Below are 24,838 nucleotides of genomic sequence, written 5' to 3' on the forward strand. Positions count from 1 at the left end.
CCCCACCCGCACCACCGGAGGGCCGTCGCACACCGTGCGGCGGCCCTCCCCCGTGCCCGGGCCGGTACGGCAGGATGAGCCCATGACCCAGGTGCACGAGGACCCGCCGCCCGTACTGCCCACGCAGCAGGACGAGGTCGCCGCCGCCGGCAGCGAGCTCATCGGCGGACCGGTCGGCCGCCACATCCGGCCGGGAGCCCACTGGCTGTCCCCCGTCCGCGTCGTGGTCCTCGTGGCCCTCGGCATGTTCGCGCTCGGCATGGTGCAGAAGCTGCCCTGCTACGACTGGGCCTGGTTCCAGGGAGCGGGCTCGCAGTACACCCACGCCTGCTACTCCGACATCCCGCACCTGTACTCCGCCCGTGGCTTCGCCGACGGGCTCGTGCCCTACCGCGACAAGTTCCCGGACCTGGCCGTCGACCCGAAGTACGGGGGCATGCAGTACCTGGAGTACCCGGTGCTCACCGGCGCCTTCATGGAGGCGGCCTCCTGGCTGACCCCCTCGTCCGGGACGATCCAGCACCGCGAGCAGACGTACTGGATGGTCAACGCGGGCATGCTGATGGCCTGCGCGGCCGTCATCGCCGTCTGCGTCACCCGGACCCACCGCCACCGTCCCTGGGACGCCCTGCTCCTCGCTCTGGCCCCCGCCTTCGCGCTCAACGCGACCATCAACTGGGACCTGCCGGCCGTCGCCCTCACCGCCGCCGCCATGCTGATGTGGTCGCGGGGTCGCCCGCTGCTCAGCGGGGTGCTCATCGGCCTGGCGACCGCGGCCAAGCTCTACCCCGTGCTGCTGCTCGGCGCGCTGTTCGTCCTGTGCTGGCGGGCCGGGAAGTGGCGGGCGTTCGGCGCGGCCCTCGGCGGGGCGGTCGTCTCGTGGCTCGTGGTCAACCTGCCGGTCATGTTCTACGCCTGGGACGGCTGGAAGCGGTTCTACGTGTTCAGCCAGGACCGTCCGATCGACTTCGGCTCGCTCTGGCTGCTGATCTCCCAGCGCAGCGGCAACCCCCTGGAGGGGGCCAACACCTACGCGACCGGGCTGACCCTGCTGCTGTGCCTGGGCATCGGCCTGCTCACGCTGACGGCCCCCCGGCGGCCCCGCTTCGCCCAGCTGGCCTTCCTGGTCGTCGCCGCGTTCATCCTGGCCAACAAGGTCTACTCGCCGCAGTACGTGCTGTGGCTCGTCCCGCTCGCCGCGCTGGCCCGCCCGCGCTGGCGCGACTTCCTGATCTGGCAGGCGGGCGAGGTCGCCTACTTCCTGGGGATCTGGCTCTACCTGGCCTACACGACCAGCGGGGACAAGCACCAGGGACTGCCCCTGGAGGGCTACCAGCTGGCCATCGTCGTCCACCTGCTGGCCACGCTCTACCTGTGCGCGGTCGTCGTGCGGGACATCCTGCTGCCCGAGCGGGACGTCGTACGGCGCGACGGCTCCGACGACCCGTCCGGAGGCGTCCTGGACGGCGCCGAGGACGTGTTCGTACTCGGGGAAAAGGCGAAGGCGCCGCGGTACGCGGCGCCTTCGGAGGGACAGCGGGTCGCCTGGGGCGTGGACCCCAGGGACTGACCTGGCGGCCGGGCCGGCCGGGCCCGCCCGGCGGGTGCGGGTCAGGCGTCCAGCACCCGGTCGAACTGCGTCGTGGTGTGCCGCAGGTGGGCCACCAGCTCGTCGCCCACCTTCGGCTCGGTCGCGTCCGAGGGCACGAACAGGATCGACACCTGCATGTGCGGGGGCTCGGCGAACCAGCGCTGCTTGCCCGCCCAGACGAACGGCGAGAGGTTGCGGTTGACGGTGGCCAGGCCCGCCCGGGCGACGCCCTTGGCGCGCGGCATGACCCCGTGCAGGGCCTTGGGGGCCTCCAGGCCCACCCCGTGCGAGGTGCCGCCGGCCACCACGACCAGCCAGCCGTCGGAGGCGGCCTTCTGCTGGCGGTAGCCGAACCGGTCCCCCTTGGCCACGCGCGTGACGTCCAGGACCGCGCCGCGGTACTGGGTGGCGTCGTGGTCGCCCAGCCACAGCCGGGTACCGATACGGGCCCGGAAGCGGGTCTGCGGGAACTGCTGCTGGAGCCGGGCCAGCTCCTCGGCGCGCAGGTGGCTGACGAACATGGTGTGCAGCGGCAGCCGCGCCGCGCGCAGCCGGTCCATCCAGCCGATGACCTCCTCGACGGCGTCCGAGCCGTCGGGGCGGTCCAGCGGCAGGTGCAGGGCGAAGCCCTCCAGCCGTACGTCCTCGATCGCGGAGTGGAGCAGGCCCAGGTCCTGCTCGGAGATGCCGTGGCGGCGCATCGAGCTCATGCACTCGATGACCACGCGGGCACCGACCAGGCCGCGGACCCCGTCCACGGAGGACACCGAACGGATCACCCGGTCCGGCAGCGGCACCGGCTCCTCACCCCGCCGGAACGGGGTGAGGACGAGCAGGTCGCCGCCGAACCAGTCCTTGATGCTCGCGGCCTCGTACGTCGTGCCGATGGCCAGGATGTCGGCGCCCATCCGGGTCGCCTCCTCGCACAGCCGCTCGTGGCCGAAGCCGTAGCCGTTGCCCTTGCAGACGGGGATCAGACCGGGGAACTGGTCGATGATCGTCTTCTGGTGCGCACGCCAGCGCGCGGTGTCGACGTAGAGCGTGAGCGCCATGCCCGTCCGGAGCCTCTCTCGGATAGCTGCGTGGTGCAGCGGTGCGGTGTGTGTGGAAGGGGCGGGGTGGGGGTCAGCGGCGCGACATGTAGATGTCGAGCGCCTTGTGCAGCACCTTGTTGAGGGGGAAGTCCCACTCGCCGACGTACTCGACGGCCTCGCCGCCGGTGCCGACCTTGAACTGGATCAGGCCGAACAGGTGGTCGTTCTCGTCCAGGGTGTCACTGATGCCGCGCAGGTCGTAGACGCTGGCGCCCAGCGCGTACGAGTCGCGCAGCATGCGCCACTGCATGGCGTTCGAGGGCCGGACCTCCCGCTTGTGGTTGGCGGAGGCGCCGTAGGAGTACCAGACGTGCTGGCCGACCGTCAGCATCGTGGCGGCCGCGAGCGGTTCGCCCTCGTGCTTGGCGATGTACAGCCGCATGCGGTTGGGGTCCTCGGAGTTGAGGGCCGTCCACTGGCGCTGGAAGTAGCTGAGCGGGCGCGGGCGGAACTTGTCGCGCTCGGCCGTGATCTCGTAGAGGTACTGCCAGGTCGGCAGGTCCTCGTAGCCGCCCTGGACGACCTCGACGCCGGCCTTCTCGGCCTTCTTGATGTTGCGGCGCCACAGCTGGTTGAAGCCCTTGAGGACGTCGTCCAGCGAACGGTTCGCCAGCGGCACCTGGAAGACGTAGCGGGGCTGGACGTCGCCGAAGCCGGCGCCGCCGTCCTCGCCCTGCTGCCAGCCCATGCGGCGCAGCTTGTCCGACACCTCGAAGGCGCGGGGCTCGATGTACGAAGCCTCCACGTCGCGCAGGCGCTTGACCTCGGGGTCCTGGATACCGGCCTTGATGGCGGCGGAGTTCCAGCGGCGGATGACGACGGGCGGACCCATCTTCACGGTGAACGCGCCCTGCTGCTTGAGGTGCGCCAGCATCGGCTGGAGCCACTCCTCCAGGTTGGGGGCGTACCAGTTGATGACCGGGCCCTCGGGGAGATACGCCAGGTAGCGCTTCACCTTGGGCAGCTGGCGGTACAGGACGAGCGCGGCACCGACGAGCTGACCGGACTTGTCGAACCATCCGAGGTTCTCCGAGCGCCACTCGTTCTTGACGTCGGCCCATGCCGGGACCTGGCAGTGGCTAGCCGAGGGCAGGCTCTGGAGGTACGCCAGATGCTGCTCTCGGCTGATGGTGCTCAGGGACAGGCTCATGCGGGGTGTCTCCTCGGGCGGCTTCGCTGCTATGGCGCGAAGCCTACTGCGACGGGGGCGCCACCCATCTGGGGGACGGGCCGTAGCCCGGGCCGGTGTCCGGCCGGCGCCCCGCCGAGGAGGTCCCCCGGTCAGCCCACCCAGCCCCCGAAGAGGCCGCCGTGCGCCATGCCCAGGAAGAAGCCGATGCCAGACGCACCAAGGCCGATGATCAGTGCGAAGCGCTCGCGTGTCGTCGCCGAGATGAACTGTCCGTACGCGCCGGTCACGATCCCGATCAGCCCCGTCCAGGAGCTGAGCAGGTGCAGGTTGTGGAAGAACGCAGTGACGAACGCCACGGCGCCGAGGATCAGGGTGACCGCCACCAGGGCGTCCTGGAGCGGGTGGGGCTTGCCGTCGGTCGCGAGCAGGGAGATGGGCGGACGATCCATTGCCTGTGCCATCGAAAGGCACCTCCTGGCTGAAGCAGAGCGGTGCTGCGGCGTCGCCGACGGCCGGGGCCGGGGGCATAGCACCGAGCACACCCGATGCATACAGATTGTGGCCCCCTCCTGCCGGATTTCAACCGGAAGGATTCGAGCAGGTAGTCTGTACGGTCTGCGCGGTGTCTGCTCTCAGTCACCGTGCGGCACGCATCACGACCCTCCTGCCACGGATCGACCGTGGCCGCTGAGTCCAAAGGAGGTGGGTTCCACATGCGTCACTACGAAGTGATGGTCATCCTCGACCCCGATCTCGAGGAGCGCGCTGTCTCCCCGCTGATCGAGAACTTCCTTTCCGTCGTCCGTGAGGGCAACGGAAAGGTCGAGAAGGTCGACACCTGGGGCCGTCGTCGTCTCGCTTACGAGATCAAGAAGAAGCCCGAGGGCATCTACTCGGTCATCGACCTGCAGGCCGAGCCTGCGGTCGTCAAGGAGCTCGACCGCCAGATGAACCTGAACGAGTCGGTTCTCCGGACCAAGGTCCTTCGCCCCGAGACCCACTGAACTCAGGTTCAGCGGTAATCGGGATCGAGTAGCACAGCAGCCCAGCAGCAATCCCCGCCGAGAGGTTCATCCATGGCAGGCGAGACCGTCATCACGGTCGTCGGCAATCTCGTCGACGACCCCGAGCTGCGCTTCACCCCCTCGGGTGCGGCGGTCGCGAAGTTCCGTGTCGCGTCCACCCCCCGCACCTTCGACCGTCAGACCAACGAGTGGAAGGACGGCGAGAGCCTGTTCCTGACCTGCTCGGTGTGGCGGCAGGCGGCCGAGAACGTCGCCGAGTCCCTCCAGCGGGGCATGCGCGTCATCGTGCAGGGCCGGCTGAGGCAGCGGTCGTACGAGGACCGTGAGGGTGTCAAGCGCACGGTCTACGAGCTGGACGTCGAGGAAGTCGGCCCCAGCCTGAAGAACGCCACGGCCAAGGTCGCCAAGACCACGGGCCGCGGTGGCCAGGGTGGATACGGCGGCGGCGGTCAGCAGCAGGGCGGCGGCAGCTGGGGAGCCCCCAGCGGCGGTCCCCAGGGCGGCGGAGCTCCCTCCGACGACCCGTGGGCGTCCAGCGCGCCGGCCGGCGGCCAGCAGCAGCAGGGCGGGGGCAGCTGGGGCGGAAGCTCCGGCGGCTCCGGCGGTGGCTACTCGGACGAGCCTCCCTTCTAGGGCAGCTCGTAACCCCACTTCTTGATCACACAGGAGAGACACAATGGCGAAGCCGCCTGTGCGCAAGCCTAAGAAGAAGGTCTGCGCGTTCTGCAAGGACAAGACCGCGTACGTGGACTACAAGGACACGAACATGCTGCGGAAGTTCATTTCCGACCGCGGCAAGATCCGTGCCCGCCGCGTTACCGGCAACTGCACGCAGCACCAGCGTGACGTCGCCACGGCCGTGAAGAACAGCCGTGAGATGGCGCTGCTGCCCTACACGTCCACCGCGCGCTAAGGAAAGGGTGACCGACTAATGAAGATCATCCTGACCCACGAGGTTTCTGGCCTCGGTGCCGCCGGCGATGTCGTCGACGTCAAGGACGGTTACGCTCGCAACTACCTGGTCCCGCGTGGTTTCGCGATCCGCTGGACCAAGGGTGGCGAGAAGGACGTGGCGCAGATCCGCCGCGCCCGCAAGATCCACGAGATCGCGACCATCGAGCAGGCCAACGAGGTCAAGGCCCAGCTCGAGGGCGTGAAGGTCCGTCTGGCCACCCGCGCGGGTGACGCCGGTCGTCTCTTCGGTTCCGTCACCCCGGCCGACATCGCCACGGCGATCGAGGCTTCCGGTGGCCCGAAGGTCGACAAGCGCCGCGTGGAGCTGGGCTCCCCGATCAAGACCCTCGGTTCGTACCAGGTCTCCGTGCGTCTGCACGCCGAGGTCGCCGCGAACGTGGGCATCGAGGTCGTCGCCGCCTAAGGGCAGCGCATGAAGGGCCGCACCCCTCCGGGGGTGCGGCCCTTCGTCGTTTCCGGGCGGTGCCGGGAAGGCGTTGTTTCACGTGAAACGTCCGGGGGCCCGTCGTGTTTCACGTGAAACACGGAGCCGGGGCCTGGTGCCCCGGCTAACGGGTGGCGCCGGCCACCAGCCACCGGCCCGACCGGGCGCGCAGCTGGAGGGTCGCCATCCGGACCAGCATCATCAGTGCCATGGCCCACCAGAGCGTCGTCAGACCACCGCCGACGACGGGGACGAGCAGGGCGGCCGGGGCGAACACCGCGAGGGTGAGCAGCATGGCCCGGGCGAGGTAGGGGCCGTCCCCAGCGCCCATCAGCACCCCGTCGAGGACGAAGACGACCCCACACACCGGCTGGGCCAGGGCCACGACCAGCAGTGCGGGGAGCAGGGTGTCCTCGACCACGGGGTCTGCGGTGAACAGCGGGATGAAGACCGGGCGGGCCAGGACGACCAGCAGTCCGAGCACCACGCCCGAGCCGACGCCCCAGCGCACCATGCGGCGGCAGACGGCCTGGGCGCCCAGGGTGTCTCCGGCGCCGAGGTAGCGGCCGATGATGGCCTGCCCGGCGATGGCGATGGCGTCCAGGGCGAAGGCGAGCAGGTTCCAGAGGGACAGTGCGATCTGGTGGGCGGCGATGTCGGTGTCCCCCAGCCGGGCGGCCACCGCGGTCGCGATCATCAGGATGGCGCGCAGCGAGAGGGTGCGGACCAGCAGGGGTGCGCCCGCCTGGGCGCAGGCGCGTATGCCGGCCGTGTCGGGCCGCAGTGAGGCGCCGTGCCGGCGGGCGCCCCGGACCACCACCCAGAGGTAGGCGCCTGCCATGGCGCACTGGGCGACGACCGTGCCCCAGGCCGAACCCGCGATGCCCAGCCCGGCCCCGTAGACCAGGGCCACGTTCAGGGCGCCGTTGAGGGCGAAGCCTCCGATGGCCACGTAGAGCGGGGTGCGGGTGTCCTGGAGGCCGCGGATGACCCCGGTGGCCGCCAGCACCACGAGCATGGCCGGGATGCCGAGCGCGGAGATGCGCAGATAGGTGACCGCGTACGGGGCGATGGTGTCCGAGGCGCCGAAGAGGGAGATCAGCGAGGGCGCGGTGGGCAGGACGACGGCGACGACCGCCGCCCCGAGCAGGAGGGCGAGCCAGATGCCGTCCATGCCCTGCCGGATGGCGGCCTGGAGGTCGCCCGAGCCCACCCGGCGGGCGACGGCAGCGGTGGTGGCGTAGGCGAGGAAGACGAACACGCTCACGGCGGTGGTGAGCAGGGCGGCGGCGACGCCGAGGCCGGCCAGCTGCGGGGTGCCGAGGTGACCCACGATGGCGCTGTCGGCCATCAGGAAGAGGGGCTCGGCGACGAGGGCGCCGAAGGCGGGGAGGGCGAGGGCGAGTATCTCCCGGTCGTGCCGTCTCGGGGTGGCCTTCTCGGCTATCGGGGCCTGTGTCATGGGCTCAATCTAATCTTCCACAGGTAATAGATGCAAGGGCCAGGAGATCCTTACCTATGCGCTGACTTGGGTGTTCTTGGCGCGCGGCTGCGGACGATCTTGAGACAGTGGCCAAGAATTTTCCGCGCAGCTGCCAGTGGAGGAGGAAAACGCAGGTCAGTGCCGGTGTGGATATGGGTCAGGTGATTTTGTCCACAGCGTCGTCCCCCGGTCTGTGCACAGCTTCGGGCGACTTACCCACAGCATTGGGTCCGTCGTCCACATGTCATCCACACAGCCTGTGGATAACAAGATTGGCTGACGTCGTCCGCGGCCCTACCGTTGTGCGTTGCCCGCCGCGCCGAGCGCCGATCCGGGTGTCCCAAATGTCAGAGCCGTGTCGTAGAAAGAGTGACACGGCAAGGTCCGCGTTGCGGACGGGAGGAGGCGGCCCGGTGAGTATGCCCGAGCCCATGGACGACCCCTGGGCCGACAGCGGCCCCAGTGACCGTCTGCCCGCCCGTCCGCGCCGGGGCGCGGAGGGCCGCGGCCGCGGTGGGGACGAGGAGCGTGACCGGGGCCGTGAGGGCGGCTCCTGGGACGGCGGGGGCGGCGGCTTCGAGCGCGTCCCGCCGCAGGACCTCGACGCCGAGCAGTCGGTGCTGGGCGGCATGCTGCTGTCCAAGGACGCGATCGCCGACGTGGTCGAGGTCCTCAAGGGCCACGACTTCTACCGCCCGTCGCACGAGACGATCTACCAGGCCATCCTCGACCTGTACGCCAAGGGCGAGCCCGCCGACCCCATCACCGTCGGCGCGGAGCTGACCCGGCGCGGCGAGATCGGCAAGGTCGGCGGGGCCTCGTACCTGCACACCCTGGTGCAGTCCGTACCCACCGCGGCGAACGCCGAGTACTACGCGGAGATCGTCCACGAGCGGGCCGTCCTGCGCCGCCTCGTCGCGGCCGGTACGAAGATCACACAGATGGGGTACGCGGCTGACGGCGATGTGGACGAGATCGTCAACAGCGCCCAGGCCGAGATCTACGCCGTCACCGAGCAGCGGACCTCCGAGGACTACCTGCCCCTCGGCGACATCATGGAGGGCGCCCTCGACGAGATCGAGGCCATCGGGTCGCGCTCCGGCCAGATGTCGGGCGTGCCGACCGGGTTCACCGACCTGGACTCCCTCACCAACGGCCTGCACCCGGGCCAGATGATCGTCATCGCCGCCCGTCCCGCCATGGGCAAGTCGACGCTCGCGCTGGACTTCGCCCGCGCCTGCTCCATCAAGAGCAACCTGCCGAGCGTCATCTTCTCCCTCGAAATGGGCCGCAACGAGATCGCGATGCGCCTGCTCTCGGCGGAGGCCCGGGTGGCGCTGCACCACATGCGTTCCGGCACCATGACCGACGACGACTGGACCCGGCTCGCCCGCCGGATGCCCGACGTCTCTGCGGCCCCGCTCTACATCGACGACTCCCCGAACCTGTCGATGATGGAGATCCGGGCCAAGTGCCGTCGGCTCAAGCAGCGCAACGACCTCTCGCTCGTGGTCATCGACTACCTCCAGCTCATGCAGTCGGGCGGCTCCCGCCGCCCCGAAAGCCGCCAGCAGGAGGTCTCGGACATGTCCCGAAACCTCAAGCTGCTGGCCAAGGAGCTCGAGGTACCGGTGATCGCGCTCTCCCAGCTGAACCGTGGTCCCGAGCAGCGCACCGACAAGAAGCCGATGGTCTCCGACCTGCGTGAGTCCGGCTCCATCGAGCAGGACGCCGACATGGTGATCCTGCTGCACCGCGAGGACGCCTACGAGAAGGAGTCCCCCCGCGCGGGCGAGGCGGACCTCATCGTCGCCAAGCACCGAAACGGCCCCACGGCCACCATCACCGTGGCTTTCCAGGGCCATTATTCGCGGTTCGTGGACATGGCCAACACGTAGCATCCGATCATGGACGCGTTCTCTGAAGACCTGGAACTCCTGCCCTCCACCCGGCGGGCGCTGAACCACCGGCTCGCCGTCGCGCAGAGCGAGGGCCGGGCCCCGTCCGTGGTGGCCGCGGTCGTACGGGGCGGGGACGTGGTCTGGGAGGGATCGCGGACCTCGGTCGAGGGGCACGGACCCGACGGGGACGTCCAGTACCGGGTCGGGTCGATCACGAAGACCTTCACGGCCGTCCTGGTGCTGCGGCTGCGGGACGAGGGCCTGCTGGCGCTCTCGGACCCGCTGGGCAAGCACCTGCCCGGGACGGGCGCCGACGAGGTGACCATCGCCCAGCTGCTGGCCCACACCGGCGGGCTGGCGGCGGAGACGCCCGGCGAATGGTGGGAGCGCACCCCGGGCGCACAGCGGCCCGCGCTCGCCGACGTGCTCGGCGAGGATCCGTTCAAGCACACGCCGGGGACCAGGCACCACTACTCCAACCCGGGTTACACCCTGCTGGGTTCGCTCGTCGAAGCGCTGCGCGGAAAGCCCTGGGAGGACGTACTGCGGGCCGAGGTGCTGGAGCCGCTGGGGCTGCACCGTACGAGTGCGCAGCCGCAGGCCCCGCACGCGGGCGGCTGGGCGGTGCACCCCTGGGCGGACGTGATGCTGCCCGAGCCGGTGGAGGACCTGGGGCTGATGGCTGCGGCCGGCCAGCTGTGGTCCACGACCCGCGACCTGGCGCGGTTCGCGCTCCTGCTGGCACACGGCGACGAGCGGGTGCTGAGCGCGCAGAGCGTACGGGAGATGCGCACCTCGGTGGCGCCCCCGGAGCCCGGCTTCGCCGACCTCGGCTACGGGCTGGGACTCCAGCTGACGGAGCAGCGCGGGCGCCGGCTGGTCGGGCACAGCGGTTCGCTCCCCGGGTTCGTCGCCGGACTCTGGCTGAGCGAGGCGGACGACATGGCGGCCGTGGTGCTGTCGAACTGCACCTCGGGGCTGCCGGCCTCGACGGTGGCCACCGACCTGCTGGCGATCGTGGCGGACGCGGAACCCAGGTTTCCCACGCCCTGGCGGCCCTTCACGGAGGCCGACCGGGTCCCGCTGGACCTTTGCGGCGTCTGGTACTGGGGCACCGCGCCCCACGGGCTGAGGCTGAAGTCGGACGGGTCGCTGGAACTGGGCCCGGTGGGCGTACCGGGCCGGTCGGCGCGGTTCCGCGCCGAGTCCGACGGCACGTGGACGGGACTGACCGGCTACTACGCGGGCGAGACCCTGCGGGCGGTACGACGGGAGGACGGCGCCGTGAGCCACCTCGACCTGGGCTCCTTCGTCTTCACGCGCGAGCCCTACGACCCTCAGGCGCCGGTGCCCGGTGGGGTGGACCCGCAGGGCTGGCGCGGCATCGGCTGACGTCCCCGCCGCGAGGACGGCCCGCCGTCGCACCGGCGGGCCGGGACCGACGCTGCCGGCCGGCAGCGGCCCGGCCCCTGCCTGCCGGTTCAGAGCTGGAGCTTGAACCCCACGTGGGAGGGGGTGAAGCCGAGCCGCTCGTAGAAGCGGTGGGCATCGGTGCGGGTCACGTCCGAGGTGAGCTGCACCAGTTGGCAGTTCTCCTCGCGGGAGCGGTCGACGGCCCACTCGATGAACCGGGTGCCCAGTCCGCTGCCGCGCTCGTCGGCGTGGACGCGGACGCCTTCGATGATCGAGCGGGTGGAGCCCCTGCGGGACAGGCCCGGCACGATCGTCAGCTGGAGGGTGCCCACGACGCGCTCGCCGCGCACGGCGACCACGACGTGCTGATGCGGATCGTCGGCCAGCCGCTTGAGCGCCGTGGCGTACGGGGCCAGGTCCTGCGGGGACTCCCGGGTGGCGCCCAGCGGATCGTCGGCGAGCAGGGCCACGATGGCGGGCAGATCGGCCTCCGTGGCGGGACGGATGGTCAGCCCGGAAGGTTCGGTCATGGTCGGATGTCCTCTGCTCAGCCGGCGGCGACGGTGAGGGGAGCCCAGCGCCGGGTCCAGTCACCGGGCAGGCCGGGGATGTCCCTGGTCATGACCGCGTTGAAGGCGAGGGATTCCAGACCGCGTTCCTTGAGCCAGGCCACCAGCTCCTCGTGACGCACGTCGACATCGGTGCGCAAGGGGCGGTCGGTGCTCGCGGCCAGGGCCGTCACCAGCGCCTGCGCGGTGGCGGTGTCCCGGGCGATCAGGGGGCCGATGACATGGGTCTCCATGTTGGGCCAGATGGCGGCGTAGCCGATGAGCGCGCCGGATCCGTCCTCGGCGACGAGCAGCCGGTCCGTGAAGGCGGGCAGGCGCGTGATCATGTGGGTCCGGTCGGTGCCGAACACCTCCGTGTCCAGCCGGATGATCCGGGTGATGTCCTCGGCGGTGGCCGGACGCACGGGGACGGTGCCGGAACCGGTCCGCTCGGGATCCGGGAGGAAGGCACCGCGGAGCATCTCCGCCCGGCCGGTGGTGTCGAAGCCGAGCTCCTCGTAGAGCGGGCGGCCGTAGGGGGTGGCGTGCAGGGTGAGCGGTACGCCCGCGAGGACGTCGTCGCAGACGTACTGCATGAGGCGGCGACCCAGGCCCTGGCGGGCGAACCTGTCGGCGACGAGGACCATCCCGATGGCGGCGAGGTCCGGTTTGGCCCGGGTGTCCCCGTACGTGGTCACGACGCAGGCCGCGGCCAGGCCCCGTCCGTCGGGCGCATCGACGCCGTACCCGGTGCCGGCGGTGAGGAGCAGCCCCCACTTGTGGTCCTCGCGGGGCCAGCCGCGGTCCTGGGACAGGTCGGCGCAGTGGCGGAGGTCGTCCGGGGTCAGTGCGCGGATCGGCAGATCGGTGAGCAGTGGTGGTGTCACCGGCCCAGAGTGGATCATCCGCTCGTGGGGCGTCCAGGGGATTCCGGGATCCGGCCGGTCGGTGTTTCACGTGAAACATGACGCCGCTAGCCTCGGCGGCTATGACACTGCTACATCTGTTCGATCTCGACGGGACCCTCATGTACGGCTCCGCCGCACCGGTGGAGATCTCCCGTCAGCTCGGTCTGGAGAACGAGATCGCGGAGCTTGAGCGGGCTTTCGGCGCCCGCGAGATCGGCCCGCAGGACTTCGCGCGGGCGGCACGCGAGCTGTGGTCCGATCTGACGCCCCTGCACGTCCGGGCGGCCTTCGACGGGGCTCCGTGGCTGGCCGGTATCAGGGACGTCTGGCGGGAGATCCGGGAACGCGGGGACTACTGCGCCGTGGTCTCCCTGTCCCCGTCGTTCTTCGTCGAGCTGCTGCTGGAGTGGGGCGCGCACGCCACGCACGGCTCGGTCTTCCCCGAGGTGCCCTTCACGCGGCCCGTCGACGTGACGGGGGCCATGACGCCCGAGGGCAAGCTGACGGTCGCGGACCGGCTGTGCGAGCGGTTCGGGGTGACCCGCGCGGACTGCGTGGCGTACGGGGACTCCATGACGGACGCGGTGCTCTTCGCGGCCCTCCCGCGGTCGGTGGCGGTGAACGCGCGGCCGCACCTCGCGGAGCGGGCCACCCATGTCTACGAGGGCCGTGACCTGAGGGAGGCGTACCAGCTCGTGGGGCAGACGCGCCCGGGAGTCGCAGCATCTTAAGGGGATCGTGGGTTCGAAACGCGGTTTTTCCCCATTCCCCCGCAGTGCCCTCGGTCGGCTGGCACGCTATGAAACCCGGAACCACGGATTCGAGGCCGTGGCGTGTGAGACCCGACCGAGATGCTCGAAGCGAGGCACCGCATGGACCTTCCGCCCACCAGATCGGCGAGACCGACGGGCCGGATACCTTCCGGGGGCGGTGCGACCGAGCCCTCCCCGGACGCCGTCCTCATCCGCCGGACCCTTGCCGAGGTCGCTCCCGTCGCCGACAAGGTCACCTCGTACTTCTACGCCCTGGTCTTCACGGGGCATCCCGAGCTGCGGCAGATGTTCCCCGCGGCCATGGACGTCCAGCGGGACCGCCTGCTGAAGGCGCTGCTGACCGCCGCGGAGCACATCGACGACCCGGCGGTGCTCACCCCGTACCTGCGACGGCTCGGCACCGGGCACCGTAAGTACGGCACCTTGGCCGGCCACTATCCGGCCGTCGGGGAGGCGCTGATCGGGGCGCTGGCCCGGTACGCGGAGCTCACTTGGGGCCCGGAGACGGAAGCCGCGTGGGTGCGCGCGTACACCGCCATCTCCCAGACCATGATCGACGCGGCGGCGGAGGACGAGACGCGGGCGCCGGCCTGGTGGCACGCCGAGGTGGTCTCCCACGACCTGCGCACCTCGGACATCGCCGTTCTGACGGTCCGCCCCGACCAGCCGTACCCGTTCCTCGCCGGGCAGTACACCAGCCTGGAGACCCCGTGGTGGCCGCGCGTCTGGCGGCACTACTCCTTCGCCTCGGCGCCGCGCGCCGACGGGCTGCTGTCCTTCCACGTCAAGGCCGTGCCGGCCGGCTGGGTCTCCAACGCCCTGGTGCGCCGCGCCCGCCCGGGCGACGTTCTGCGGCTGGGGCCGCCGGCCGGGTCGATGGTGGTGGACCACAGCACCGACAACGGGATGCTGTGCCTGGGCGGGGGGACCGGCATCGCCCCGATCAAGGCACTGATCGAGGACGTGGCCGGGCACGGCGAACGCAGGCCGGTGGAAGTCTTCTTCGGGGCGCGCAGCGATGACGACCTGTACGACAAGGACACCCTGCTGGGCCTGCAGCGCTCCCATCCCTGGCTGTCGGTACGCCCGGTGATCGGGGAGGGGATGGCGGGCCAGCTGCCGCACGCCGTCGGCGAGAACGGGCCCTGGAGCTCCTACGACGCCTTCATCTCGGGGCCGCCCGCGATGATCCGCAGCGGTGTGGACGCGCTCAAGCGGATCGGGATCCCGGGCGAACGCATCCGCTACGACGCGCTCGAGGAGCTGGCGGGCGTCGCCGGCTGAGACCGGCGCGGGCCCGCCCGCCCCCCGGCCGCTCAGCCCAGGTCGGGGGCGTGCATGGCGCGCACCCCCTCGATGTTGCCGTCGAGGTAGTGGCGCAGCGAGAGCGGGACGAGGTGGACCGCGGCGATGCCGACGCGGCTGAAGGGCACGCGGACGATCTCGTACTCGCCCTGCGGCTCGTCCACTTCGGGGCCGTGCCGCCGTCCGGGGTCCATCGATTCGAGGTGGCAGACGAAGAAGTGCTGCACCTTGACCCCGGTCACTCCCCCCGAGGCGATGTGCTCGACGGTGTCGACGAAGCAGGGCACCACGTCGGTGATCTTGGCGCCGAGTTCCTCGTCGAGTTCTCTGTGGAGGGCGTCCACGACGGTGGCGTCGGAGGGTTCCACACCGCCGCCCGGGGTGAGCCAGTACGGGTCGACGCCGGGCTTGGTGCGCTTGATGAGGATCAGGTCGTCACCGTCGAGCAGGATCGCTCGGGCGGTGCGTTTGACCACGGGACGTTCGGTCATGGGAGAAGAGTGGCCCACGGCCGGGCTTCTGAAACGCGCCATCGTCCGAAACGCGAGGGGCTCACCAGTGCGCGGCGGCGCGCAGCAGGCGGTCATGGGCGCGGGCCAGGTGGGCGAGGGCGAGACTGCCGGTCCGTACGACGAGGAACCAGGTGCGCAGCGGGGGTACGGGGGGTTCCAGCAGGGCGACGACCTGGCCGTGGTCGAGGGCGTCCTGGCACAGGTAGCGGGGCAGGACGGCGAGTCCGGCGCCGGCCCGGACGCACTCCAGCACGGCCCGCAGGTCGGGTGCCACGACGGTGGCGGCGGTGTCCGAGGCGGAGCCGGGTACGGCGTCGAACACGGCGGCCCAGTAGCGGGTGACCAGCGGCAGGCTCTCGTGGACCTCCACGACGGGGATCCCGTCCAGGGCCTGGGGCCCCTTGGCGAGCAGTTCGCCCGGGTCGGCGAGGGCGGCCCAGTAGGGCGCGGCGACCAGCACCTGCTCCTCGTCGCAGAGGGCGCCCGCGGAGAACGGCCCGCCCCGCGGCCGCGCGGTGGTGACGACCAGGTCGTGCTGGCCGGCGGCGAGCCCGGCGAGGTTCTCCTCGGAGTCGGCCGCGAAGACCGTGCGCAGCGTCTGGCCGTGGCCGACGAGGGGCGCGAGGGCGGGGAGCACCCGCAGGGTCAGGAACTCGGGCGGTCCGGCGAGGTGCAGGGTGCGCACGGTTCCGGCGCTCTGCCGCTCGGTCTCGGCGATCCGCAGCAGGGCGTCCAGGTGCGGGGCGGCCTTGTGGGCCAGTTCGTCGCCGATGGCGGTCGGGGTGACGCCGCGGGCGCGGCGGTGGAACAGGGGGCGGCCGAGCTGCCGCTCCAGGGTGCGGATCTGGGAGGTGACCGCGGGCTGGGACAGCCCGAGGAGCGTGGCGGCCCGGGTGAACGAGCCGGCCCGGTGGACGGCGACGAACGTGCGCAGCAGGGCCAGGTCCATGGCGGCCCCTCTCGGTGGGGGCCTTCAACTATAAATATGCCGATAGGTTCCTGTCGTTACCGTGATTGGACTCTGACGCTGAGTCAACTAGCCTTGTCGACGTGGTTCTTGCGGGCAGAGAACCCGGCGCGGTCCGAGCCACCAGGGGGGAGGCTCGGACCGCTTCCCCTGGCCTCAGGACCCGGAACCCGCCTGGTCCAGGGCCCGGAGCACGTCCGCGACCAGGTCCCGGGGGTCCTCGGCGCCGGCGGAGAAGCGGATGAAGCCCTCCGGCACGGCGTCGCCGCCCCAGCGTCCGCGCCGTTCGGCGGTGGAACGCACCCCACCGAAGCTCGTGGCGTCCTCGACCAGGCGCAGGGCGGACATGAAGCGTTCCGCGTGCGCGCGGTCGGGGAGGGTGAAGGAGACCACCGACCCGAAACCGCTCATCTGCCGGGCCGCCGTTTTGTGGGAGGGGTCCGAGGTGAGCCCCGGGTAGCGCAACCCGGTCACCTCGCGACGGCCGGCCAGGGCCTCGGCGACGGAGAGGGCGTTGGCCCACTGGCGTTCGGTCCGCAGCTGGATGGTGGCCAGGGAGCGGTGGGCGAGCCAGGCCTCCATCGGGCCGGGAACGGCGCCGACGATCTTGCGCCAGCGGCGGACGCCGGCGGCGAGCTCGGGGTCGCGGCAGGCGACGTAGCCGAGCAGCAGGTCGCCGTGGCCGGTGAGCCCCTTGGTGCCGCTGGCGACGGAGAAGTCCGCGCCCAGCTCCAGGGGTCGCTGCCCGAGCGGGGTGGCGAGGGTGTTGTCGACGGCGACGAGGGTGCCCGCGCCGTGCGCGGCGTCCACCAGGCGCCGTACGTCGCACACGTCGAGCCCCGGGTTGGAGGGCGTCTCGATCCACAGCAGCCGGGCCCCGTCGAGGGCCGTGAGCTGAGCGTCCCCGCCGGTGGGCGCGGTGCGCACGCGGACCCCGTACGCCTCCAGCTGCTCCCGGACCAGGGGCAGCGCCTGGTAGCCGTCGTCGGGCAGGACGACCGTGTCCCCGGCGCGGGCCTGTGAAAGCAGGACGGCGGAGACCGCGGCCATGCCGGAGGCGAAGACCACCGTGTCCACGTCCTCACCGCCGGGCGCCTCCAGTTCGCCGATCGCGCGTTCCAGCAGGGTCCAGGTGGGGTTGGTGTCGCGGCCGTAGGTGTACGGGCCCGTCACCTCGCCGGGGAGGTGGAAGTGGGCGGCGAAGACGGGGCCGGGCAGTGGGGGCTCGTTCTTGACGGGTTCGGGCAGTCCGGCGCGTACCGCCCGGGTGCCGTCGCCGTACGGGACCGCCACGGCCGCGTCCTCGGCGGGGTGTCCGGTCACGGCTAGTCCTTGTCGGGCAGGGCCAGGTTCAGGGCCCAGGAGACGACGGAGATGATCAGGCCGCCGAGGACGGCGGTCCAGAAGCCGTCGACGTGGAAGCTGAGGTGGACCTGCTTGGCCACCCACGAGGTCAGCAGCAGCATCAGGGCGTTCACCACGAGGGTGAACAGGCCCAGGGTGAGGATGAAGAGCGGGAACGAGAGCAGCTTCACCACGGGCTTGACGATGAGGTTGACCAGGCCGAAGACGAGCGCGACCAGGATCAGCGTCAGCGCCCGGCGCCCGAGGGTGCTTCCGTCGTCGAGGGTGATTCCGGAGAGCAGCCAGATGGCGACGGCCAGGGCCCCCGCGTTGGCGAGCGTCTTGACTACGAAATTCGTCATGTGTCTGATCGTGGCAGAGAACATCCGGGCCGGACATCGGCAGATCAGCGGATCTCGCGGCACCACTGGGCAAGGGCAAGGGGCACAAGGGACATGAAGGCCTTCCGGCTGGACGAGCTCGAAGCGGAACGAGCTGCCAACGACGGCGCCTACCTGCAGTTCCTGCGAGAGCGGAACATGTCGGTCGGGCTCTACTCGCTGGACGCGGGGCAGAGCGACCCGCAGCAGCCGCACCGACAGGACGAGGTGTACTTCGTGGTGAGCGGCCGCGCCTCGATCACGGTCGGGGAGGAGACGACGACGGTGGCGAACGGCAGCGTCGTCTACGTCCCGGCGGGGGTGGCGCACAAGTTCCACCACATCACCGAGCCGCTCAAGGTGTTGGTGGTCTTCTCCCCGCCGGAGGCCTGAGCAGGCCCGGCGCACTGAGGGTCGTCCCCCTGATCCCCCTAGGGGGCGGGTCAGGGGGTTCCGGGGGCTCACGGGCCCCCGTCCCGCCCTTCCGGCTCCTAAGCTCGAGACCAAGGAAGACGCCAGGGAGACCGCCAGGGGCACCGGCGAGGACGAGGAAGAGGTAAGGGCATGGACGGGATCCGAGCGATGTTCGCGGGCACGCCGTGGTGGGTCAAGTGGGTCGCCGTTCCGCTGCTGGCGCTCTTCGTCTTCGGCGGCATCATCACCACGATCATCGGCACGCTGATCGGCTTCGCCTTCAAGGTGCTGCTGTTCGCGGCACTCGTGGGCGGCCTGATCTTCGTGGTCAAGAAGTTCACGGGCGGCGGGGCGAAGAGCTCCTCCAGCGACTGGTAGGCCGTCCCGGGCCCGTACGGGCATTGCGCCAGGTGGGCGAACCTGCCCCGGCAAACCCCTCATCCCGTGGCAATCGGTGGATAGGCTGGCAATCCGTGCCGTTCCTGGGCGCCGGCGGGCCCCCGGGCCCGCCGCCACGCCTGGGGGTGAGCTGTGTCTCCGGTCCACAATGCCGGTGTGCCGACGCTGATCGGCTCGGTACAGAGGGCGCTGCGGCTACTGGAAGCGGCGGCTTCCCATAGCGGGGGAGCCCCGGCGAAACAGCTGGCGCGCGAGGCCGGGCTCCCGCTCCCCACCGCGTACCACCTGCTGCGCACCCTGACGCACGAGGGCTATCTGCGCCGGGAGGGCGGGGTGTTCGTCCTCGGCGACGCGGCTGCCAGGCTGGGGCACGGGGGACTTCAGCAGAAACGTCGCAGCATGATCCTCGACTCGCTCGCGCACTTCCGCGACGTGGTCGGGGCCCCCGTCTACTTCGCGGTCTACCGCGAGGGTGAGATCGAGGTCGTGGGCGTCTCGGACACCCCGGCGAACCCGGCCTGTGAGGAATGGGCCGACTTCCGCGCCACCGCGCACGCGCACGCCATCGGGCAGTGCCTGCTGGGGCAGCTGGACGAGAAGACGCGCAGGGACTACTACGACCGTCACCCGGTCGAGGGCATCACGCCGTACACCGTGCGGGACATGCACGCGCTGGAGGAGCGGATCGGCTCCCTGGAGCGGATGCAGCCGGTGACCGAGCGTCAGGAGTACGCCCTGGGCACGGTGTGCGCGGCCATCCCGATCACGGCCGGCGACACCGCCGCGACCATGGCCATTTCTCTACCTGTTCACCAAGAGTCGCGCTTGCTCTGTGTAGTCGATCGACTACGGAGTGAAGTAGGCGCGCTGTTGAGCACCCTCTCCTTCTCTATCAGTATCTGAAAACTCACTCCTTGTGATCTGCTGGCGCTTCCACCACCCTTGTCAAGAGGGCCCTGGGGGATCATTCCTGGCCACTTCCACTACAGCGGGGTAGGCAATGCGCGAGTCGGTACAGGCAGAGGTCATGATGAGCTTCCTCGTTTCCGAGGAGCTCGCGTTCCGGATCCCGGTGGAACTCCGGTACGACGCCCGGGACCCCTACGCCGTACGCCTGACCTTCCACCTTCCCGGAGACGCCCCCGTGACCTGGGCGTTCGGCCGGGAACTGCTTCTCGACGGGATCAACGGGCCGTGCGGTGACGGCGATGTGCACATCGCCCCCACCGAACCGGGAGAGCTCTCGGACGTCCACATCCGCCTCCAGGTCGGCGGTGACCGGGCCCGGTTCCGGGCCGGCGCCGCTCCGCTCGTCGCGTTCCTCGACCGGACCGACCGGATCGTTCCGCTCGGGCAGGAGCGCAGCCTCGGCGACTTCGAGGAGACCCTGGACGAAGAACTCGGCAGGATCCTCGCCGAGGCGCAGCAGCAGAAGGAGCAGAACGCGGGCTGAGGGCCCCCTGCCTGCCAGGGGCCGTTCCCCGGGCCCTCAGCGCTTGCGCCGCCGGCCCCGGCCCCGGCGGGCCGGTGGCGCTTCCGGCACGGGAGCGGCCGCGTCAGGGCCGGGCCGGTCCGCGGACACCACCAGCGCCGCCAGCGCCGTGGTGACGGGGACGGAGGCCACGAGCCCGATCGAACCCACGAGGGTGCGTACGATCTCCTCCGCCACCAGCTCGCTGTTCGCCACGGTGCCCATGCTGCTGTTCGCGATGGAGAACAGCAGCAACAGGGGCAACGCGGCACCCGCGTAGGCCAGTACGAGGGTGTTGACTACGGACGCGATGTGGTCGCGCCCGATCCGGATGGCCGCCCGGTACAGCGCGCGCGGGCCCATCTTCGGGTCCGCCTGGTGGAGTTCCCAGACGGCCGAGGTCTGGGTGACCGTCACGTCGTCGAGGACGCCCAGCGATCCGATGATCACGCCCGCGAGCAGCAAACCGCTCATGTCGATGTCCGGGTAGAGCCCGTGGATCAGCCCGGTGTTGTCGTCCGTGTTCCCGCTCAGGAACGCCCAGTCGATGAACAGCGAGCCCAGCAGGCCGATCAGCAGCAGGGAGACCAGGGTGCCGAGGACGGCGACCGAGGTGCGCGCCGTCAGGCCGTGGCACATGTAGAGGGCGATCAGCATGATCGCGCTGGCCCCGACGACCGCGACGACCAGAGGGTTGGAGCCCTGGAGGATCGCCGGGAGGATGAACAGGGTCAGCACCCCGAAGCTGACCACGAGCGCGATGAGTGCGAACAGCCCGCGCATCCGGCCGACGACCACCACGGCGACCGCGAAGATGCCCGCGAGCAGGGTCATCGGGAACTTCCGGTTCAGGTCGATCACGGAGTACTGGAGGTCGCGCGGCGCGTCCGGCGCGTAGGCGACCACCACTTCCTGGCCCTTCGCGAGCTGCCGCGGCGCACCGGGCTGGACGATCTCGAAGAAGACGCGGCCCTTCTCCGGTCCGGTGCCCACCTCGACGGTCGCCCTCTTGCACGCACCGCCCGGCGCCGCTTGCGACGCGCCCCCGGGGGCGGCGGCGTTGCCGGAGGGGGGAACCTGCGCGGCGTTCACCGACTTGCAGTCGATGTCGGCGAGCGCGACCACCTTGCCCTGCTGCGTCTGGCGGTCGAAGCCCACTCCGGTCCGCTCGTGGGCGGGGGCGCCCCCGGGCCACAGCACCACGAGGCCGACGAAGACGGCGGCGGCGAAGGGGATCAGTACGGCGGAGATCACCCGGCGCAGGTGCTTGGAGACCGGGGCGGCGGGACCGTGCCCATGGGAATGCCCGTGGCCGTGGGAATGCCCGGGTGGGCTCCCGGCCGGATGCCCGTGGGAGGCGTGCTCGTGACCGGTGTGGCCACGGGGCTCTGTGGGCTCGTTGGGGGGCGGCGGCGAGGTCGTCACCGGCAGATCATCGCAAGAGATGAGGGGGCCCACTGTTCAGCACGCCACAGATGACGCTAGCGTGGGGGCTACTTTGCACAACGCGGGAGCTCGGAGCACCGGGCTGAGAGGGCGCTGATCACCGTACGCGCAGGAGATTGCGTACGGGAGGAGGCTGCGTCGACCGCCGAACCTGTTACCGGGTAATGCCGGCGTAGGGAGATCAGGTCTCATGACCATTCAGGATGCACGCACGCCTGCCGTCGGCGAGAACGCCGACGGCCAGACCGAGCGCCAGCCCGGCTGGCACAAGGGATACCTGCCGGGTTCCCGCCCCGACATCCGGGTGCCGGTCCGCCAGGTCCACCTCACCAACGGCAAGGACGTCACGCTCTACGACACGTCCGGTCCGTACACCGACCCGCAGATCGAGACGGACGTGCGCCGCGGCCTGCCGCCGCTGCGCGAGAACTGGATCATCGGCCGCGGCGACACCGAGGAGTACGCGGGCCGCCCCGTGCGCCCCGAGGACGACGGGATCAAGCACACCTCGCCGCGCGGCGGCCTCAAGAACCTCGACGCGGTCTTCCCCGGCCGCCCGCGCCTGCCGCGCCGCGGCCGCGGGGGCCAGGCCGTCACGCAGCTCGCGTACGCCCGCCGGGGGGAGATCACCCCGGAGATGGAGTACGTCGCGATCCGCGAGAACGTCTCCCCGGAGGTCGTCCGCGAGGAGATCGCCGCGGGCCGCGCGGTGCTCCCGGCCAACGTGAACCACCCGGAGATCGAGCCGATGATCATCGGCAAGCGGTTCCTGGTGAAGGTCAACGCCAACATCGGCAACTCCGCTGTCACCTCCTCCATCGAGGAGGAGGTCGACAAGATGACCTGGGCCACCAAGTGGGGCGCGGACACGGTCATGGACCTCTCGACCGGCCGCAACATCCACACCACGCGCGAGTGGGTCCTGCGCAACTCCCCCGTCCCGATCGGCACCGTGCCGCTCTACCAGGCGCTGGAGAAGGTCGACGGCCGGGCCGAGGACCTGACCTGGGAGATCTACAAGGACACGGTCATCGAGCAGGCCGAGCAGGGCGTCGACTACATGACGGTCCACGCCGGCGTGCTGCTGCCGTACGTGCCGCTGACCGCCCGCCGCAAGACCGGCATCGTCTCGCGCGGCGGCTCGATCATGGCCGCCTGGTGCCTGGCGCACCACAAGGAGAACTTCCTCTACACGAACTTCGAGGAGCTCTGCGAGATCCTCGCGGCGTACGACGTCACGTACTCGCTGGGCGACGGCCTGCGCCCCGGCTCCATCGCGGACGCCAATGACGCCGCACAGTTCGCGGAGCTGAAGACGCTGGGCGAGCTGAACACGATCGCCAAGCGGCACAACGTGCAGACGATGATCGAGGGCCCGGGCCACGTCCCGATGCACAAGATCAAGGAGAACATCGACCTTCAGCAGGAGATCTGCGAGGAGGCGCCGTTCTACACGCTCGGCCCGCTCACCACGGACGTGGCGCCCGCCTACGACCACATCACCTCCGGCATCGGCGCCGCGATGATCGCCTGGTGGGGCACCGCGATGCTCTGCTACGTGACGCCGAAGGAGCACCTGGGCCTGCCCAACCGCGACGACGTGAAGACCGGCGTCATCACGTACAAGATCGCGGCGCATGCGGCGGACCTGGCCAAGGGCCACCCGGGCGCCCAGGAGTGGGACGACGCCCTCTCGGACGCCCGGTTCGAGTTCCGCTGGGAGGACCAGTTCAACCTGGCCCTCGACCCGGACACGGCCCGCGAGTTCCATGACGAGACGCTTCCGGCCGAGCCGGCCAAGACCGCGCACTTCTGCTCCATGTGCGGTCCGAAGTTCTGCTCGATGAAGATCTCGCAGGACATCCGCCGTGAGCACGGCGGTGACCTGAAGGCCGAGGAGATCGAGGCGGGGATGGCGGAGAAGTCCGCCGAATTCGCCGCCTCGGGCAACCGCGTCTACCTGCCTCTGGCGGACTGACCCGGCCGGACGAGCCGTCCCGCGACCTCTTGGGGGAGGCGCGGGACGCATCCGCTGAGTCGCCGGGCCGTGGACTAGGCCGAAGTCGGCGATGTTTCACGTGAAACAGCCGGTTTCACGTGAAACACCGCCCGGCCCAGCTTCTTCCGAGCGAAGTCCAGGTTCCCCACGACGCGTTCGCGGTGCTCGTCGGGCAGCTTCCCCTCGCTCAGCAGGCGCTCGCAGCACTCCAGGGACTCGCGGTACTCGCCGACCCAGTACGCGGCGATGGCGAGTTCGTCGAGGGCGCGCCACTCGTGCCAGGCGTACTCCACGAACAGGATGTCCTTCGGGTAGGGGATCCGGGCGGCCTCCTTGGCGAACATGTAGGCCAGTGGCCATCGCTCCTCCACTCGGCAGAGACCCGCCAGATCTCCGATCGCCTCGGCGCGCGACGGGCGGCTCTCGAAGGCCCGCAGGTAGCGGTCCATCACCTCGGCAGAGGGCCGTCCCAGCCTCGCGGCGGCCCGTGCGGCGTAGACCCGCGCGAGGTAGGTCTCCTCGTAGAAGCCGACCATGGCCGCCCGGCGGTCGTAGGCGGCGAGGGACTTCTCCTGCTCGCCCGCGTCGCGCCAGCTCTGCCCGAGGTAGAACATGTAGCGGGCGTTCTCGGGCTCTTTGACCAGCCCCTGTTCGAGGACCGCCGCGTCGCGCAGGTACTTCTGACGCTGACCTTCCTCGCGGAGCCGGGCACCTCCGCCGATGCTGAGGATGTGGACGCCTTCGAGCGTTCCGAGGCTGTACTCGCCGCCGCAGTCGATGTACTCGTGGAGCACGCCGACATAACGCCAGGGCAGCCGGGTGGAGACGAGTGCCGCCCGGTAGTGGACGATCGGGCCGTCGTGCAGGGCGATCCGGTAGGCGTCGAGGGTCAGCTCCGGCATCCGGAACCCGGGTTCTGCCTCCATCGCGTCGTCGGCGTCGATGAACAGCAGGTAGTCGGCACTGTCGCGGGCGAGCTCGATGGCCTCGGTCCTGCTGCCGTCGAAGCCCTTCCACGGGCGTTCGTAGAGGGTGCCGGGGAGGTCCCCGAAGCAGTCCCGGATGACGTCCTGGGTGCCGTCGGTCGAGCCGGTGTCCACGATCACCCAGGTGTCGATCAGCGGGCGTACCGAATCGAGGCATTTCCGGATGGTGGGGGCCTCGTCCTTGACGATCATGTTCAGACAGACTTTTGGTCTCACGGGTCCCGTCCGCTGGTGTGGGCCGTACGTTCTCGCGGCCGGCCGGGTCGGCTGGATCGTCGGGGACTTTAGGGAGCGGGGGCAGCGTGCCGGGGGGCGGCACGCCGGGAAAGTCTGAGTTGGCCCGATTGG

General features: G+C 70.5%; 26 protein-coding genes and 1 riboswitch. Of the genes, 14 read left to right on the forward strand and 12 right to left on the reverse strand.

All coding sequences use genetic code 11. The features are described from left to right. Positions 1-82 precede the first annotated feature (82 nt). A complete protein-coding gene (locus tag BX286_RS18815; protein WP_079428646.1) occupies positions 83-1,570 on the forward strand; it encodes a glycosyltransferase family 87 protein in 1,488 nt (495 codons plus the stop codon). 41 nt (positions 1,571-1,611) lie between these two features. Here the strand turns inward: BX286_RS18815 and BX286_RS18820 are convergent, their stop codons facing one another. The 3 genes from BX286_RS18820 to BX286_RS18830 form a co-directional block, all read right to left on the reverse strand. Next, positions 1,612-2,643: an alanine racemase gene (locus tag BX286_RS18820; RefSeq protein WP_121015567.1), complete on the reverse strand. Its 1,032-nt coding sequence runs from the start codon at positions 2,641-2,643 to the stop codon at positions 1,612-1,614. A gap of 73 nt (positions 2,644-2,716) precedes the next feature. Continuing rightward, positions 2,717-3,835 carry a peptidoglycan bridge formation glycyltransferase FemA/FemB family protein gene (locus BX286_RS18825; RefSeq protein ID WP_079428650.1) on the reverse strand — a complete coding sequence of 373 codons (1,119 nt, stop codon included), beginning with the start codon at positions 3,833-3,835 and terminating at the stop codon, positions 2,717-2,719. A gap of 131 nt (positions 3,836-3,966) precedes the next feature. Further along, positions 3,967-4,278 carry a hypothetical protein gene (locus tag BX286_RS18830; protein ID WP_079428652.1) on the reverse strand — a complete coding sequence of 104 codons (312 nt, stop codon included), beginning with the start codon at positions 4,276-4,278 and terminating at the stop codon, positions 3,967-3,969. A gap of 252 nt (positions 4,279-4,530) precedes the next feature. Here BX286_RS18830 and rpsF point away from each other — a divergent pair, with 252 nt between their 5' ends. The 4 genes from rpsF to rplI all read left to right on the forward strand — a co-directional run bounded on the left by rpsF (position 4,531) and on the right by rplI (position 6,220). Continuing rightward, entirely contained in the window at positions 4,531-4,821 is a 291-nt protein-coding gene (rpsF, locus tag BX286_RS18835) for a 30S ribosomal protein S6 (RefSeq protein WP_004950685.1), read from the forward strand. Positions 4,822-4,893: 72 nt separating this feature from the next. Beyond that, complete coding sequence (locus BX286_RS18840; protein ID WP_079428654.1) at positions 4,894-5,475, forward strand: single-stranded DNA-binding protein; 582 nt, start codon at positions 4,894-4,896, stop codon at positions 5,473-5,475. 43 nt (positions 5,476-5,518) lie between these two features. Next, positions 5,519-5,755, forward strand: a complete 237-nt coding sequence (rpsR, locus tag BX286_RS18845) for a 30S ribosomal protein S18 (protein WP_005315025.1) — start codon at positions 5,519-5,521, stop codon at positions 5,753-5,755. 18 nt (positions 5,756-5,773) lie between these two features. Beyond that, complete coding sequence (gene rplI / locus BX286_RS18850) at positions 5,774-6,220, forward strand: 50S ribosomal protein L9 (RefSeq protein ID WP_042810204.1); 447 nt, start codon at positions 5,774-5,776, stop codon at positions 6,218-6,220. A gap of 145 nt (positions 6,221-6,365) precedes the next feature. Here the strand turns inward: rplI and BX286_RS18855 are convergent, their stop codons facing one another. Continuing rightward, positions 6,366-7,703 (reverse strand): MATE family efflux transporter, encoded by a 1,338-nt coding sequence (locus BX286_RS18855; protein WP_121015570.1) that lies wholly within the window; start codon positions 7,701-7,703, stop codon positions 6,366-6,368. Between the two features lie 452 nt (positions 7,704-8,155). On the opposite strand from BX286_RS18855, the gene dnaB reads away from it, so the two are divergent. Together dnaB and BX286_RS18865 are read left to right on the forward strand one after the other, a co-directional pair. Beyond that, positions 8,156-9,622 (forward strand): replicative DNA helicase, encoded by a 1,467-nt coding sequence (dnaB, locus tag BX286_RS18860; RefSeq protein WP_079428658.1) that lies wholly within the window; start codon positions 8,156-8,158, stop codon positions 9,620-9,622. A 9-nt stretch (positions 9,623-9,631) separates the two neighbouring features. Further along, a complete protein-coding gene (locus tag BX286_RS18865; protein ID WP_079428660.1) occupies positions 9,632-11,017 on the forward strand; it encodes a serine hydrolase in 1,386 nt (461 codons plus the stop codon). Positions 11,018-11,106: 89 nt separating this feature from the next. Here BX286_RS18865 and BX286_RS18870 read toward each other — a convergent pair whose 3' ends face one another. Together BX286_RS18870 and BX286_RS18875 are read right to left on the reverse strand one after the other, a co-directional pair. Continuing rightward, on the reverse strand, positions 11,107-11,568 hold the full coding sequence (locus tag BX286_RS18870; RefSeq protein WP_100863313.1) for a GNAT family N-acetyltransferase: 462 nt from the start codon (positions 11,566-11,568) through the stop codon (positions 11,107-11,109). A gap of 17 nt (positions 11,569-11,585) precedes the next feature. After that, entirely contained in the window at positions 11,586-12,473 is an 888-nt protein-coding gene (locus BX286_RS18875) for a GNAT family N-acetyltransferase (protein ID WP_261993465.1), read from the reverse strand. Between the two features lie 101 nt (positions 12,474-12,574). Here BX286_RS18875 and BX286_RS18880 point away from each other — a divergent pair, with 101 nt between their 5' ends. Both BX286_RS18880 and BX286_RS18885 read left to right on the forward strand, forming a co-directional pair. After that, positions 12,575-13,225 (forward strand): HAD family phosphatase, encoded by a 651-nt coding sequence (locus tag BX286_RS18880; protein WP_121015574.1) that lies wholly within the window; start codon positions 12,575-12,577, stop codon positions 13,223-13,225. A 120-nt stretch (positions 13,226-13,345) separates the two neighbouring features. Beyond that, complete coding sequence (locus BX286_RS18885) at positions 13,346-14,551, forward strand: globin domain-containing protein (RefSeq protein ID WP_121015576.1); 1,206 nt, start codon at positions 13,346-13,348, stop codon at positions 14,549-14,551. Between the two features lie 32 nt (positions 14,552-14,583). Here the strand turns inward: BX286_RS18885 and BX286_RS18890 are convergent, their stop codons facing one another. The 4 genes from BX286_RS18890 to BX286_RS18905 form a co-directional block, all read right to left on the reverse strand. Next, positions 14,584-15,063, reverse strand: a complete 480-nt coding sequence (locus BX286_RS18890; RefSeq protein WP_079428669.1) for an NUDIX domain-containing protein — start codon at positions 15,061-15,063, stop codon at positions 14,584-14,586. Between the two features lie 61 nt (positions 15,064-15,124). Next, complete coding sequence (locus tag BX286_RS18895; protein ID WP_079428670.1) at positions 15,125-16,033, reverse strand: LysR family transcriptional regulator; 909 nt, start codon at positions 16,031-16,033, stop codon at positions 15,125-15,127. 174 nt (positions 16,034-16,207) lie between these two features. Next, a complete protein-coding gene (locus tag BX286_RS18900) occupies positions 16,208-17,374 on the reverse strand; it encodes a cystathionine gamma-lyase (protein ID WP_260338088.1) in 1,167 nt (388 codons plus the stop codon). Positions 17,375-17,376: 2 nt separating this feature from the next. Then, positions 17,377-17,757 (reverse strand): phage holin family protein, encoded by a 381-nt coding sequence (locus BX286_RS18905; RefSeq protein ID WP_079428674.1) that lies wholly within the window; start codon positions 17,755-17,757, stop codon positions 17,377-17,379. Positions 17,758-17,850: 93 nt separating this feature from the next. On the opposite strand from BX286_RS18905, the gene BX286_RS18910 reads away from it, so the two are divergent. The 4 genes from BX286_RS18910 to BX286_RS18925 all read left to right on the forward strand — a co-directional run bounded on the left by BX286_RS18910 (position 17,851) and on the right by BX286_RS18925 (position 20,041). Further along, positions 17,851-18,168, forward strand: a complete 318-nt coding sequence (locus tag BX286_RS18910) for a cupin domain-containing protein (RefSeq protein ID WP_100863310.1) — start codon at positions 17,851-17,853, stop codon at positions 18,166-18,168. Between the two features lie 180 nt (positions 18,169-18,348). Further along, positions 18,349-18,567 (forward strand): DUF5326 family protein, encoded by a 219-nt coding sequence (locus BX286_RS18915; RefSeq protein WP_079431834.1) that lies wholly within the window; start codon positions 18,349-18,351, stop codon positions 18,565-18,567. Positions 18,568-18,744: 177 nt separating this feature from the next. Continuing rightward, complete coding sequence (locus BX286_RS18920; RefSeq protein WP_260338089.1) at positions 18,745-19,491, forward strand: IclR family transcriptional regulator; 747 nt, start codon at positions 18,745-18,747, stop codon at positions 19,489-19,491. Between the two features lie 97 nt (positions 19,492-19,588). After that, a complete protein-coding gene (locus BX286_RS18925) occupies positions 19,589-20,041 on the forward strand; it encodes an SsgA family sporulation/cell division regulator (protein ID WP_079428680.1) in 453 nt (150 codons plus the stop codon). 36 nt (positions 20,042-20,077) lie between these two features. On the opposite strand, the gene BX286_RS18930 is transcribed toward BX286_RS18925, so the two are convergent. After that, positions 20,078-21,517, reverse strand: a complete 1,440-nt coding sequence (locus BX286_RS18930) for a YibE/F family protein (RefSeq protein ID WP_079428682.1) — start codon at positions 21,515-21,517, stop codon at positions 20,078-20,080. A gap of 39 nt (positions 21,518-21,556) precedes the next feature. Beyond that, a riboswitch (TPP riboswitch) is annotated at positions 21,557-21,701 on the forward strand. Between BX286_RS18930 and thiC the strand changes: the two genes are divergently transcribed. Continuing rightward, the gene (gene thiC / locus BX286_RS18935; RefSeq protein WP_079428684.1) at positions 21,696-23,483 is read left to right on the forward strand and encodes a phosphomethylpyrimidine synthase ThiC; all 1,788 of its coding nucleotides are present in this window, start codon (positions 21,696-21,698) and stop codon (positions 23,481-23,483) included. It overlaps the preceding riboswitch by 6 nt. 74 nt (positions 23,484-23,557) lie before the next feature. On the opposite strand, the gene BX286_RS18940 is transcribed toward thiC, so the two are convergent. Beyond that, on the reverse strand, positions 23,558-24,682 hold the full coding sequence (locus BX286_RS18940; protein WP_079428686.1) for a glycosyltransferase: 1,125 nt from the start codon (positions 24,680-24,682) through the stop codon (positions 23,558-23,560). Between the last annotated feature and the right edge of the window lie 156 nt (positions 24,683-24,838).

The sequence above is a fragment of the Streptomyces sp. 3211.6 genome (genome assembly GCF_003634815.1).
Lineage (GTDB): Bacteria > Actinomycetota > Actinomycetes > Streptomycetales > Streptomycetaceae > Streptomyces > Streptomyces katrae_A.

Coding starts and splice junctions, on each gene's coding strand:
- BX286_RS18895 (WP_079428670.1), bottom strand. CDS start 16,033: ATGGACCTGGCCCTGCTGCGCACGTTCGTCGCCGTCCACCGGGCCGGC.
- BX286_RS18880 (WP_121015574.1), top strand. CDS start 12,575: ATGACACTGCTACATCTGTTCGATCTCGACGGGACCCTCATGTACGGC.
- BX286_RS18870 (WP_100863313.1), bottom strand. CDS start 11,568: ATGACCGAACCTTCCGGGCTGACCATCCGTCCCGCCACGGAGGCCGAT.
- BX286_RS18940 (WP_079428686.1), bottom strand. CDS start 24,682: ATGATCGTCAAGGACGAGGCCCCCACCATCCGGAAATGCCTCGATTCG.
- rplI (WP_042810204.1), top strand. CDS start 5,774: ATGAAGATCATCCTGACCCACGAGGTTTCTGGCCTCGGTGCCGCCGGC.
- BX286_RS18820 (WP_121015567.1), bottom strand. CDS start 2,643: ATGGCGCTCACGCTCTACGTCGACACCGCGCGCTGGCGTGCGCACCAG.
- BX286_RS18890 (WP_079428669.1), bottom strand. CDS start 15,063: ATGACCGAACGTCCCGTGGTCAAACGCACCGCCCGAGCGATCCTGCTC.
- rpsR (WP_005315025.1), top strand. CDS start 5,519: ATGGCGAAGCCGCCTGTGCGCAAGCCTAAGAAGAAGGTCTGCGCGTTC.
- BX286_RS18905 (WP_079428674.1), bottom strand. CDS start 17,757: ATGACGAATTTCGTAGTCAAGACGCTCGCCAACGCGGGGGCCCTGGCC.
- BX286_RS18865 (WP_079428660.1), top strand. CDS start 9,632: ATGGACGCGTTCTCTGAAGACCTGGAACTCCTGCCCTCCACCCGGCGG.
- BX286_RS18925 (WP_079428680.1), top strand. CDS start 19,589: ATGCGCGAGTCGGTACAGGCAGAGGTCATGATGAGCTTCCTCGTTTCC.
- BX286_RS18825 (WP_079428650.1), bottom strand. CDS start 3,835: ATGAGCCTGTCCCTGAGCACCATCAGCCGAGAGCAGCATCTGGCGTAC.
- BX286_RS18840 (WP_079428654.1), top strand. CDS start 4,894: ATGGCAGGCGAGACCGTCATCACGGTCGTCGGCAATCTCGTCGACGAC.
- BX286_RS18910 (WP_100863310.1), top strand. CDS start 17,851: ATGAAGGCCTTCCGGCTGGACGAGCTCGAAGCGGAACGAGCTGCCAAC.
- BX286_RS18855 (WP_121015570.1), bottom strand. CDS start 7,703: ATGACACAGGCCCCGATAGCCGAGAAGGCCACCCCGAGACGGCACGAC.
- rpsF (WP_004950685.1), top strand. CDS start 4,531: ATGCGTCACTACGAAGTGATGGTCATCCTCGACCCCGATCTCGAGGAG.
- BX286_RS18815 (WP_079428646.1), top strand. CDS start 83: ATGACCCAGGTGCACGAGGACCCGCCGCCCGTACTGCCCACGCAGCAG.
- thiC (WP_079428684.1), top strand. CDS start 21,696: ATGACCATTCAGGATGCACGCACGCCTGCCGTCGGCGAGAACGCCGAC.
- BX286_RS18830 (WP_079428652.1), bottom strand. CDS start 4,278: ATGGCACAGGCAATGGATCGTCCGCCCATCTCCCTGCTCGCGACCGAC.
- BX286_RS18885 (WP_121015576.1), top strand. CDS start 13,346: ATGCTCGAAGCGAGGCACCGCATGGACCTTCCGCCCACCAGATCGGCG.
- dnaB (WP_079428658.1), top strand. CDS start 8,156: ATGGACGACCCCTGGGCCGACAGCGGCCCCAGTGACCGTCTGCCCGCC.